Origin of the sequence: Streptomyces sp. NPDC051020, assembly GCF_040683105.1 — a bacterium.
GTDB lineage: Bacteria > Actinomycetota > Actinomycetes > Streptomycetales > Streptomycetaceae > Streptomyces.
Genome location: NZ_JBFBCG010000009.1, coordinates 113,162 through 125,638 on the forward strand (window position 1 = coordinate 113,162; position 12,477 = coordinate 125,638).

Below are 12,477 nucleotides of genomic sequence, written 5' to 3' on the forward strand. Positions count from 1 at the left end.
GGACCCTCCGGTCGACGGATTTGCTCCAGCATCGTGAGCCGGGTCCTGCCGTGAGCTGTCCGTTCGGCCAAGAACGGGGTGCCGCGTTGGGCCGGGCAGATGAAACGCCGCGGAGCGTCACCCACGCCCCGGCTTCCGGACGGCGTTGCGCCGGTCGTGCCCGGCCGGTCCGTGCCCAAGTCGGCCCAGCCCGCGGCGAAGAAGGCCATCCAGGACATCTACAACGCCGAGGACAAGGAGCACGCGACCAGGGCGGTCAAGGCGTTCGAGAAGCAGTACATGAGGTGGATGCGGTCGCCCATCAGAACAAAGCCAAGGCCACCTCCGCAGCGCACCGGCTTGTTCGCCTGTGGTTAGTGCTCCATTACAGAACCACCACGAACGGCGCTCGGTGCGTGCGAAAATCCCACTGGTTGATCACCACTATGGAGAGGGTGTGCAGTCCGCCGCACCCGGGGGAGGAGAGCCTCGTATGGTCCTGTTGTCGGCGAGTCCAAAGTGGCCCACCCTCCCCGACTACTTCCACGACTGGGCGCTGGTGGACGTGGAGACCTCCGGGCTGAGACCCGGCCGGGACCGCGTCCTGTCCCTTGCGATCCTCACGCTGGACGCATACGGCAACCAAACAGGGGAGTTCTCAACCCTCCTCAACCCGGGCTGCGACCCCGGCCCCGTGCACATCCACGGCCTCACCCCCGCCCGGCTCGCCGACGCTCCCACCTTCGAGGAGATCGCTCCGCAGGTGGGGGCGCTGCTCAGCAGTCGCGTCCTGGTCGCCCACAACGCGCAGTTCGACTACGACTTCCTGGCCCACGAGTTCGCTCACGTCCGTTCCTGGGTGCCGGTGAGCAGGCGGCTGTGCACTCTGGCCCTGAACCGCCTGGTCGGGCCCGCGACGCCCGATCTCAAGCTGGGCACGCTCGCCGCGCACTACGGGGTGCGCCAGCAGAAGGCCCACGATGCGCAGGACGACGTACGGGTGCTCTCCGGCATTCTGCGCGGCTCGTTGAGCGCGGCCGAGCAACTGGGCCTGTCCCTGCCGCTCCTGGACTGCCCGCCCCGCCAGGACTACAAGCCGTACGTCCCCAAGACGCCCTGCGCGTACCGCAATCCGGGCCGACTGACGCATGGCGGGGCGCTGGTGCAGGGCATGAAGGTCGCCATTACCGGGGACACCCGGGTCTCCCGCGAGGAACTGGTCGCCCGTTCGGTGGCGGCCGGGCTGAACATGATGACCTCGGTCAGCGGCCAGACCAGCGCCGTCGTCACCAACGACCCCGGCGCCGGATCTGCCAAGCTGAATCGCGCCGCGGACGAGGGCGTTCCGTTCGTGGACGAGCCGACTTATCTGCGACTTCTGGAGAGCGTGCAGCCCGGCCAGACCAAGGGCACCGCCCGGCAGCGTCGTACGGTGGAGACGCCCGCGAGCGTGTGCACCGCGCCGCCTGCGCCGACGCCGAGTCTCCCGGCACAGCGGACTGCTGCATCGACCTCACCCACTGCTACTGCGGACCAGTCGCTCACTGGGCGCAGGGTCTTGGTCCTGGGCGGCACCCACGACGAGGCCGCCGAGGCACGTGCGCGTGCTGTCGCCCTTGGAGCCTCCGCGGCGGTCAACCTCTCCGCAAGCGTGTCCGACGTCGTCGTGCTGCCCGGCGGCGAAGCGGACCGGCGCATGAGTCGCATCGTCACGCTCGGCCTCCACGTCCACGATGCCGACTGGCTCCTCGCACCCACGACTACGCCTATGCCCGCGCCGGCACAGAGCGCGGCCGGAAACCAGCCGGACACGGCAGCGGTACTGGTCCGAGGGGCTGTCATCGACCTGTCCGACGCCGGCACGGCCTGGACGGTGGCCGCCACATGGCGTCAGCAGACCGTCTGCGACGTGGACGTCGTCGCCTTCGCGGTCGACGCGCTCGAACAGGTGCCAGGAGATGAGGACTTCGTCTTCTACGGTGCACCCGAGCATCCCGACGGCACCGTGCGCCTCGGCACGGACGGTCCGACGGAGCAGGCCGTCACCGCCGACCTGGAGCGCCTGCCCCTGGAGATCCACCGGGTCGTCATCGCTGCTGCGATCGACGGTGCCGCGACCTTCTCCGACGTCGGAGCCATCGAAATCACGGCCACCCGCGGGATCGGCGCGGCCCCGACCGCCCGGGCCACCCTCGACGCCGCCACCACCGAGCGCACCATGATCCTCGCCGAGCTCTACCGCCGAGGAGAGGGATGGAGGCTGCGCGCCGTCGGGCAGGGCTACGACCATGGCCTGGCCGACCTTGCTCGTGGCTACGGCGTCGACGTCGCCGAATAACTGACGGATCCCCTTCGGAGAGGCTGGAATCTCACGGAGCTATCACCCGTACGTGTCATTGCAGGGGGCGATGGAGCGGTGTGGGCTGCTCTCATGCAGCGGTGGTCCCCCTTGGACGAACGACACGCGCACTACTCGGCCGACTCGCCGAACGAGATGGCCGACGGAGTGGCTGCGGGCGGGAAACTCCAGCACATGACTGACGTACGTAGTGCGGAGTCTGCCCGGCGGCTGAGCGGGCCGCCGGGCCTGATCGTCCGAGCCCGGCCGCCTTGTCCGACGCTCAGCCGAACAGCGGTACCAGCGCGGTCTCGCCCGCGAGGATCCGCCAGGCGGGCACCCGCACCGTCCGGCTCACGGGGCAGGGTTTGGCCCCGTGACCCCCGGAGGGCAGTCCGGTGAGCAGGTCGCCTCGCGCGTGGGTCAGCCGAAGGTGTCGCGCAGGGTCCGCATCGGACCCCGGGCCGGGGTCGATCAGTACCGCCGTGTTCTCGCCGGCGTCGGTGAACAGCAGGTCCACCGGGTGGCCGCCCACCAGAACGGCCCGCTCCAGATCGGTGATGCCCCGTCCGGCCAGGTACTGTTGCAGTCGGTCGGCGAGGTCCTCGCGGGCCTCGGTCACCGGGCCGGGTGTGCCGGCCTCGGCCGTCGTGCCGTCGTCGCCCGCTCCCAGCGGCGCCGAACGCGCGGCGAGGAGGGCGGGCAGGCCGCTCTGGTCCTGCCAGAAGGCGCGGCCCCCCACCGTGATCAGCTGCGACTTGGCCCGGGTGACCGCCACATTCCACAGGTTGACCTGGCTCGCGACCCAGTGCGTCATTCGTAGGTGTAGAGGCTGACCGCCTCCTGCTCCAGCTTCGCCCACGTCGTCCGCCTGCAGACAATCGTCTCCCGGGAACTCGCCGCCACCATCCCCGCCGTCGTCACCGTAGGCGGCATCCACGCCGGCACCAGCCCCAACGTCATCCCCGACAGCGCCGTCATCGAGCTCAACGTCCGTACCTACGACGATGACACGCGCAGCCAGGTCCTGAAGGCGATCGAACGCATCGTCCGGACCGAGAGCGAGGCGTCCGGGTCGCCGAAGGCACCCGAGATCGAGCGAACGGCCGCCTTCCCACCCACCGTCAACGACGAGGAAGCGACCCGGCGCGTCGCCGAGGCGTTCGCCGCCCACTTCGGCGAGGACGCACACACCATCGACCTGCAGACCGCCAGCGAGGACATGAGCGAGATCCCCCAAGCGTTCGGCGCGCCGTTCACCTACTGGGGCATCGGAGGCATCGACGCGGAGCTGTATGCCGAGGCCGCAAAGAAGGGCACCATCGCCCAGGACGTCCCGGTCAACCACAGCCCTGCCTTCGCCCCCGTCGTCCAACCCACCCTGGACACCGGCGTCAGCGCCATGACGGTGGCTGCGCTCGCCTGGCTCGGCAGCTGACGCGGACTCGGCGTGCCGGCGCTGACGAGGTACTGGCATGAGCGGTCCGCCTGGGAGAGTCACCATGCAACACCCGTGACGCTCGTTTGACGCTCAGGGTGCGTTCTCGCCCCCACGTGACAGGGAATCCGGACATCACGCACAGCCGCGGCCGGTGATCCGGAACAATGGACTGACGATGACCTCCCAGACTTCCGAGCCCGTCCCGCCGCCCGAATCCGAAGCAGCCTCGCCCCTCACCGACTACACTCCCTTCGCCCACCTCACCGCCCCGAACGCCGCCCTCTACCGGCAGGTGATGCGGGCGTTCCTCGCCGCCAAGGAGCGGTTCGCGGTGCATCTGCGACCGGAGGACGTGCATGCGGCCCTGGACGCGGACACTCGGCCGGGTGACGTCGAGCCGGTGGTGAAGGCGCTCGACAGCCTCGTCGCCTGGGGGAACCTTCGGGCCGACCCCGACCACGCGCGGGTGACGGCGGTCGAGGACTTCTACCGCAGGCGGTTCATCTACCAGCTCACCCGGGCAGGCGAAGCCGCCGAGGCGGCGCTCGGGACGTACGACGAGGCACTCGGGCGGCGCGGAGAGCTCCAGGCGGTCGCGCTGCACGACATCGTCACGCAGCTGCGGGCGCTGCTGGTGATCGCCGGGGAGGACGAGCCCGATCCGGCCAAGGCTCACATCGCGCTGTCCGTGCTGACGGCACGCTTCACCGACCTTGCGGACAACGCCCGTGCCTTCATGGGGTCGTTGCAGCGCACCATCGATCTCCACGACATCGAGGTCGAGGCGTTTCTCGCGTACAAGGACCGGCTGATCCAGTATCTGGAGCGGTTCATCCAGGATCTCATCACGCTCGGCGGGCGAATCGCCCTGCTGATCGGGGAGTTGGAGGAGCAGGGGCGGGTGGAACCGTTGCTGTCGCTCGCCGCCGGCCGGGAGTCCGCCGATGCCGCTCCGGAGGACGTCGAGCACGCTCGGGCGGCGGCCCGCGAGAGGTGGGCCGCGCGGTGGTCCGGGCTCGCCCAGTGGTTCGTGTCGGGGGAAGGACGGGAATCACAGGCCCGCCTGCTGCGCGGGCGCGCGCTCGGATCGATTCCGCAACTTCTGTCCGTCGTACGGCAGTTGAATGAACGGCGGGCCGGGCGGTCCGACCGTTCCGCCGACTTCCGCACGCTGGCGCGCTGGTTCGCGCAGGCGCCGGACGATGCGGCGCGGCATCGTCTGTGGCGGGTGGCGTTCGGACTGCACTCCTCCCGGCATCTCACCGTCGACGCCGACACCCTCGCCGAACGGACCGCCACGCCGGAGCCGGCGTCGACACCGTGGGCCGAGGCGCGCCCCTTGCGGATCAGCCCTCAGCTGCGCCGTACCGGAAGCTACGAACGCCGTGGCAAACCGCGCCGGGTGGCCGACCGGGGCGAGGCGAAACGCAGACTCGCCGAAATCGCGGCACAGGAGGCGGGGGAGACCCGGCAGGCGCGGGAGCGGCTGGCGACGGGCGGACCGGTCCGGCTGTCCCGGCTGGGCGAACTCGACCCGCTCGTCTTCCAGCTGTTCCTGCGCCTGCTCGGCGACGCCCTCGCCACCTGGCGACCGGGGATGACGACCACAGCCGCGACCAGCGGGGACGGAACGATGGAGATACGGCTGACCGCGCTCGACGACGGGAGCACGGCGGAAGTGCGCACACCCGGCGGGGTGTTCCGCGGTCCCGACCATCTGGTCGACATCGTCGATCTCATGACGGACCCCGAAAGCCGCTCCGGCGGCCCCGTCTCACGACAGCGCGCCGCCGTCCACGTCTCCCCCCGGCTCACGGAGGACTCATGACCGGCTCCGCCACCGAGATCCTCGACGGCCAGCGCGAGGCCGACCTCCAGCGGGCCGCACGAGCCCTGCTGAAGGAGCCGCTGCTCACCTCCGACGGGCCGTACGCCGACGAGTTCCGGCTGGTGCGACGGCACGCCGCCGAACTGCGCGACTGGTTCGAACGCAACGTCGGCTGGACGCTGCGCACGGACGCCGACGCCGCACGGCTGCGCAAGACACCGGGCATCCTCACCGACGCCACCCACCCCGCCCGCGAGGCGTCCAGGACCGGGCTGCCCTTCACCCGCCGCCGCTACGTCCTGCTCTGCCTGACCCTCGCCGCGCTGGAGCGGGGCGAGGCGCAGGTGGCCCTCGGACGGCTCGCGGAACACGTCGTGCTGGCCGCCGCCGATCCCGAACTCGTCACCGCCGGGATCACGTTCACCCTGGAGCGGCGCGACGAGCGCCTCGATCTCGCGGCCGTCGTACGCCTGCTGCTGCGGCTGGGGGTGCTGCGGAGGGTGGCCGGAGACGAGGAGGCGTACGTCAGCGGCTCGGGGGACGTGCTGTACGACGTGCGCCGGCGCGTACTGGCCGGGATGCCCGCCGCCCTGCGCGGCCCCTCCCTGATCGATGCGCAGGACTTCGAGGAACGCCTGGCGGAGATGACGGCGCCCACCGCCCTCGACAGCGACGAGCTGAGGTTCCGTGCCATCCGCTGGAAGCTGACCCGCCGCCTCCTCGACGACCCTGTGCTCTACTACGACGACCTGGCCGACGACGAACTCGTCTACCTCACCCGGCAGCGTGGGTTCATCACCGCCCGCATCAGCGAACTGACCGGACTCGTCGCCGAGGTACGCGCCGAAGGCATCGCCATGGTCGATCCGCAGGACGACCTCACCGACGTACGCATGCCGGAACAGGGCACGCACGGCCACATCACCCTGCTGCTCGCCCAGTACCTGGCTCGGGCCCACGGGCCCGTCACCCCCGACCGACTGGCCCTGCGGGTACGCGAACTGGCGTCGGAGCACGGCACCTTCTGGTCGAAGACGGCCCGGGAGCCGGGCGCCGAACCCGCCCTCGTGGAACAGGCCCTGACCAAGCTCGAAGCCCTCGGGCTCGCCGAGCGCACCGCACGAGGCGTCGCGCCGCGCCCCGCCCTCGCGCGGTACGCGGTCGGCGACGCCGTGGTCCGGCACACCGGCGAAGAAAGGTGATCCGCGCAGTGACCGCGCCGACCCCGCCCCCCGTCCTCCCCAGCCCGGACCCCGGTCGGTGGCGGCCCCTGCGGATCGGGCTCGTCGATCTGTTCCATTACGACGTCGAGGAGTTCTGGTTCCGCGACGGGCGGCTGCTGCTGCGTGGCAACAACGGCACCGGCAAGTCGAAGGTGCTCGCCCTCACCCTGCCGTTCCTGCTGGACGGCGACCTCTCCGCCCGCCGCGTCGAGCCCGACGGCGACCCCGGCAAACGCATGGAGTGGAACCTGCTCCTCGGCGGAGAGCACCCGCATCCGGAACGTCTCGGCTACACCTGGATCGAGTTCGGACGGCTCGACGAGACCAGCGGCGAGGCGCACTTCCGCACCCTGCTGTGCGGGCTGAAGGCCGTCACCGGACGCGGCATCGCCCGCCACTGGTTCGCCGTCACCGGTCAGCGGATCGGCGCCGGACTCGACCTGCTGGACGCCACCGGCACCGCACTGTCCCGGGACCGGCTCGCCGAGGCCATCGGCGGCCACGGCATGGTCTACGACACCGCCAAGGCGTACCGCCGAGCGGTCGACGAGGCCCTCTTCGGGCTGGGGGAGCGGCGCTACGGCGCGCTCGTCGACCTGCTGATCCAGCTGCGCCAGCCCCAGCTGTCCAAACGTCCGAGCGAGGCCGCCCTGTCCCGGGCGCTGACCGAGGCACTGCCGCCGATGGACCAGGCGGTCATCGCCGACGCGGCGGAGGCGTTCCGCTCGCTGGACGAGGAGAAGGAGGAGCTGCGGGCCGCACGCGAGGCCGAACATGCCTCCTCGGCCTTCCTCGACCACTACAGGCGCTACGCCCGCATCGCCTCCCGCCGCCGGGCCCGCCTGCCACGCACCGAACACGCCCGCTACGAACACCTCCAGCGGGAACTCGGCAAGGCCCAGGCCGACCGGGGCCAGGCCGTGGCGGACCGGACGGAGGCCCAGGAACAGGCGCGGGCGCTCGTCGAGCGGGCGGCGCGGCTGAGCGCCCAGGACGCCGCGCTCAGGTCCGGGCCCGAGATGCGCGACGCACGCGCACTCGACCAGGCGGCGGCCGACGCCTCCCGCACCGCCGCTGAACGGACCCGGTCCGACACGGACCGGCAGACGGCGTCCCAGGCACACACCCGGGCCCTCGGCCGGCTCGCCACCGCGCGGAACCGGCTGACCGGGGCCCAGGAAACACTGGATGACATCCAGCACCAGGTGGCCGGCAGCGCTGCGGCGTCGCGGATCGACGTCCCGCGCACCGAGGGCGCCCCCGTCACCTCCCTGCGCCGCGCGGCGAACGAGGCCACGGCGGCCCGACGGCGCACCGTGGAGCACGTCGCAGCACTGGTGAACCGGGCCGAACACGCCGAAGAGGCACGCACGGCGGCCCGGCTGCGCGCCGACGAGGCCGACGAGGAGGCCGTGCACAGCACCGAGCGGCTGGCCGAGGCCGAGGAAGGCGTCGCGGAAGCGGGGCGCGCGCTGGTCGCGGCCGTGCGGGACCACCTGTCGGGCTGCGTGGAACTGCGAGTGGACGGGCTACCCGGGGTGCTTGACGCCGTGCAGGGCTGGGTGGGCAGCCTGAACGGCCCCCACCCGGCACGCGCGGCCGCGGACGGAGCCCACCGCCCCCTGGCCTCCCGGCTGGCCGACCGGGCCGCCGCCCTCGACCACCGCCGGGCGGCGACGGCACAGCACCTGCGGTCCGTCACCGAGGAACTCACCGCTCTGGAGACCGGCGGGCAGCGCGGCCCCGCCGCACCCCACACCCGCGCCGCTGACGCCCGCACCCAGGCCCTCGGGGCTCCGCTGTGGCGGCTGGTCGACTTCCGGCCGCACGTGACCCCGGCCGAACGCGCCGGCTTGGAAGCGGCACTGGAGGCGTCGGGCCTCCTCGACGCCTGGGTGGCGCCGGACGGCTCCGCGACGTCGGCGGACGGCCACGACGTGCTGCTCGCCCCCCTGGTCCCGCCCGATCCACGGCTCGCGGGCGGTCTCGGCCTCGCCCTGTGTCCGGCCATCGACCACGCGGACGTGCGGGCCGCCGCCGTGGGGGAGGAGACGGTCCGGCGGCTGCTGGCCGCCATCGGCCTCGTGGACGACCACGGTGACGGAGCACTGGAGAACGTCCCGGAGACCGGCGGCAACGGGACGTGGGTCTCGACGGACGGGCGCTTCCGCGTCGGGGCGCTGACCGGGAGCTGGGCCAAGAACGAGGCCCAGTACGTGGGGGACGGGGCCCGGGAGCAGACACGCCGCACCAGGATCGGCGAACTGCGGGACGAGCGACAGGCGTTGGAAACCGAGCTGGAGCAACTGGCCGCGGAACGGCGCGCGCTGGCCGAGCGCCGCCGCGTGCTCGACGCCGAACTGGCGGCCGTACCGGGCGACGACGACCTGCGCCACGCCCACGCCCGGGTCGGCGCGCTGGCCGACGCGGTCCACCGGGCCCGTACCCGGCAGCGGGAGCGGGCCGCCGACGTGGCCCGCGCGGCGGGAGAAGCCGACCGTGCCGCGGCCGAACTCGACGAGAACGCAGCCGACCTGAACCTTCCCGCAGACCGGGACGGGCTGGGCGCCGTGCGGCAGGCGCTCGCCGATCACACCGCCCACCTCGCCGCGCTGTGGCCGGCCCTGCGCGAGCGCGCGGACGCCGAGCAGGCGGTCACCGAGGAGCAGACCGAGACCGACCGGGCACAACAACTCGTCGTCGAACTGGCCGAGCGTGCCACGGAAGCGGCGCGGCTGGCCGTCGCGGCGGACGAACACGTGCGCACGCTGCGCTCCACCGTCGGAGCGGCCGTCGCGGAACTCCAGCGACGGCTGGAGGAGACCGCGGCCGCCGCACGCGCCTGCGAGACCGAGCGACAGCGTGCCCAGGACGGCATCCGCGACGCCGACCGGCGAGCGGGTCACGCCGAAGGCCGCATCGAGCGGCTCACCGAGGACATCACGGACGCCACCGCCGCGCGCGAGCGCGCCGTCGCGGCGCTTCAGCGCTTCGTGTCGACCGGACTGCTCGCCGTCGCCCTCCCTGACCTCCCCGTCCCGGACGACGGCGGAACGTGGGCGGCGACTCCCGCCGTGAGCCTCGCCCGTGCCGTCGAGTCCCGGCTGTCGGCGGTCGATGACTCGGACGCGGCCTGGGAACGCGTGCAGAAGCGACTGAGCGAGGAACTCGGCAGACTCCAGGACGCGTTGTCCCGGCACGGCCACACCGCGACGGCCCGCCCGAGCGAGGACGGCATGCGTGTCGACATCGTGTACCAGGGTCGGGAACGGGCGGTTCCCGAACTGGCCGAAGCCTTGTCCACCGAAGTCGCCGAACTGACCCGTCTCCTGTCCGCACACGAGCGCGAGATGCTGGAGACCCATCTGATCACCGAGGTCGCCGGGACGCTCCAGGAGCTGATCGGGGCGGCCGAGCGCCAGGTGCGCGCGATGAACCAGGAGCTGGAGGAGCGCCCGACCTCGACGGGAATGAAGCTGCGCCTCGTGTGGCGGGCCTCCCGCCGGGCCCCGCAGGGACTGGCCCAGGTCCGTGAGCGGCTGCGGCAGTCCGCCGACGCCTGGTCTCCGCAGGACAGAGCCGCGGTCGGCGCGTTCCTCCAGGAGCAGATCGCCCGTCGGCAGGCCGACGACAGCGCCGGCAGTTGGCAGGAGGACCTCGCCGCCGCCCTCGACTACCGCACGTGGCACGAGTTCGGCGTCGAGCGCCACCAGCACGGCAAGTGGGTCCCGGCCACCGGGCCCGCCTCGGGCGGCGAACGCGTACTGGCAGCGTCCGTGCCACTGTTCGCCGCCGCGTCGTCCCACTACGCCAGCGCCGGCGGCGCGTACGCCCCGCGCCTCGTCACCCTCGACGAGGCGTTCGCGGGAGTGGACGACGACTCCCGCGCCAAGTGCCTGGGACTGCTGCGCGCCTTCGATCTCGACGTCGTCATGACCAGCGAGCGGGAGTGGGCCTGTTACCCGCAGGTGCCCGGAATCGCCATCGCACAGCTGTCCCGGGTTGACGACATCGCCGCCGTTCTGGTGACCAGATGGGAGTGGGACGGCGGCGAGCGACAGCGTGGCACCGAGCCCGGTGCGACCGTCGACACGACGCGGATTCCCGCCCAAGCCGACGGCCTCGGACGGGACGGCGAGGACACGTCCGGACCGCTCGTCGGACCGACAGGAATCGCGGGACCCGACAGCATCGAAGAACAGGACTCCCTGTGAACGTGACCCCTTCGACTCCGGCCGCCACGAGCGGACCGGTTTCCGTACCTCAGGTGCGGGGGGAGGGCAGGGGGCCGACGGACACGGGTGCCGCGGAGCTGCTCGTGACATCGCGAGGCGACGGGCGGGTCGACACGGAACGCCTGGGACGGTTGCTCGGAGACCCCGGTCTCGCCTGGCTCCTGGAACGCCTTCGCCGGCGGATGGCCGGGGGCCGCCCGCTCACGGGCACGGTCACCCTGGCGGAACCCGACGACCTCCAGCGCCGGGCCGCCGAGCGCCTGCTGGGGCGCGCTCCGAGTGCCGGGCGCTCTCTCACAGTTCGCCTCGAAGCAGTGGACACGGTCCTGCGTCGCTCCGGCGTCAGCCCCGACGGCCTGGGGGCCGCCGTGGTGGCGCTCACCGGGCCTGTCGTACCGCGTGCGGTGACGCGTGAAAGAGAGGCACAGGCATGGGAGGAGGCGTTGGCCCCGCTGGCAGGCCTGAGTGCCGGACTGGCCGACTGGGCCGAGCGTGTCCGCAAGGACGGTCTCGTACGGCGGCTCGCGCGCACGCCGGAAGCCGCCGGGCCTCTGGTGACCGCCGCTGTGCAGGCGCTGCGCGCACTGCCCGCGGTCCCCTCGACGTCACGGGCGGCGTTCGCTGCACGCCACCTCTCCGGCGCCCACGCCCTGGACGAGGGAACGCCCCTCGCCACACTCGTCCTGTCGGGGATTCGCGCCCTGACAGACTTCCCCGACGGCGTCGGAGCCGAGTGGCGCCGCGCAGCCTGGGCTTCGGCCGGCCTGCTCAGGGACGACGTGTCGTCCACCGTCCTGACCCTCAACCTGCGCGGCACACCAGCCCTCGACTGGATGGCCGGCGAGGGTGAGCCCGCGGTCCTGACGCTGCGTTCTCTCACCCGCCACGGCACGACCGGCATCGCTACCGTCACCGGGACGGTCCACGTATGTGAGAACCCAGCCGTTCTGTCCGCTGCCGCTGATGCCTTCGGACCGGCCTGTCCGCCCATGGCATGCCTCCAGGGGCAGCCGTCAGCCGCTGCCCTCGCGCTGCTGCGCGGCCTGTCCGCGCGAGGAGCGGCGCTCTTTTACCACGGCGACTTCGACTGGGGCGGGGTGCACATAGCCACGGTGCTGGGCCGGGGCGTGCCATGGCAGCCCTGGCGTTACGGAGCCGCAGACTACCGTGAAGCCGTGGCCGGAGTGAGCGAGCCGCAGGCCCTGACGGGAACAGCCGCCGCGACACCGTGGGATCCATCCTTGGCCGCCGCACTGACCGAGCACGGCATACGTGTCGAAGAGGAGTTGATCCTCGACGCACTGCTCTCGGATCTGGAGAACGCGGCTCACTGAGCCACGTGGGACGGTGTCGGGGCCGGCGCACCGTACTCGCAATGACATGCAGTTGGGGACGCGCAGGCCGTCGGCAATCTGGTGGACCGGTTCACGGAC

The 12,477-nt window shown here is 72.2% G+C and carries 7 protein-coding genes and 1 pseudogene; 7 read left to right on the forward strand and 1 reads right to left on the reverse strand.

Going from position 1 to position 12,477, the window contains the following annotated elements; genetic code table 11:
• Positions 1 to 99: 99 nt before the first annotated feature.
• Both AB0N06_RS07705 and AB0N06_RS07710 read left to right on the forward strand, forming a co-directional pair.
• Positions 100 to 357: a hypothetical protein gene (locus tag AB0N06_RS07705; RefSeq protein WP_366133807.1), complete on the forward strand. Its 258-nt coding sequence runs from the start codon at positions 100 to 102 to the stop codon at positions 355 to 357.
• Between the two features lie 115 nt (positions 358 to 472).
• On the forward strand, positions 473 to 2,317 hold the full coding sequence (locus AB0N06_RS07710; protein WP_366133790.1) for a TerD family protein: 1,845 nt from the start codon (positions 473 to 475) through the stop codon (positions 2,315 to 2,317).
• A gap of 283 nt (positions 2,318 to 2,600) precedes the next feature.
• On the opposite strand, the gene AB0N06_RS07715 is transcribed toward AB0N06_RS07710, so the two are convergent.
• Complete coding sequence (locus AB0N06_RS07715) at positions 2,601 to 3,134, reverse strand: hypothetical protein (RefSeq protein ID WP_366133791.1); 534 nt, start codon at positions 3,132 to 3,134, stop codon at positions 2,601 to 2,603.
• Positions 3,135 to 3,179: 45 nt separating this feature from the next.
• Here AB0N06_RS07715 and AB0N06_RS07720 point away from each other — a divergent pair.
• The 5 genes and pseudogenes from AB0N06_RS07720 to AB0N06_RS07740 all read left to right on the forward strand — a co-directional run.
• Positions 3,180 to 3,755 (forward strand): annotated as a pseudogene (locus AB0N06_RS07720) (peptidase dimerization domain-containing protein); the annotation flags it as partial.
• A gap of 178 nt (positions 3,756 to 3,933) precedes the next feature.
• The gene (locus AB0N06_RS07725; protein ID WP_366133792.1) at positions 3,934 to 5,586 is read left to right on the forward strand and encodes a TIGR02677 family protein; all 1,653 of its coding nucleotides are present in this window, start codon (positions 3,934 to 3,936) and stop codon (positions 5,584 to 5,586) included.
• Positions 5,583 to 6,788 (forward strand): TIGR02678 family protein, encoded by a 1,206-nt coding sequence (locus AB0N06_RS07730; protein ID WP_366133793.1) that lies wholly within the window; start codon positions 5,583 to 5,585, stop codon positions 6,786 to 6,788. The genes AB0N06_RS07725 and AB0N06_RS07730 overlap by 4 nt, the downstream gene beginning before the upstream one ends.
• A gap of 8 nt (positions 6,789 to 6,796) precedes the next feature.
• On the forward strand, positions 6,797 to 11,023 hold the full coding sequence (locus AB0N06_RS07735) for a TIGR02680 family protein (RefSeq protein WP_366133794.1): 4,227 nt from the start codon (positions 6,797 to 6,799) through the stop codon (positions 11,021 to 11,023).
• A gap of 104 nt (positions 11,024 to 11,127) precedes the next feature.
• Entirely contained in the window at positions 11,128 to 12,378 is a 1,251-nt protein-coding gene (locus AB0N06_RS07740) for a TIGR02679 family protein (RefSeq protein ID WP_366133795.1), read from the forward strand.
• Positions 12,379 to 12,477: the final 99 nt, after the last annotated feature.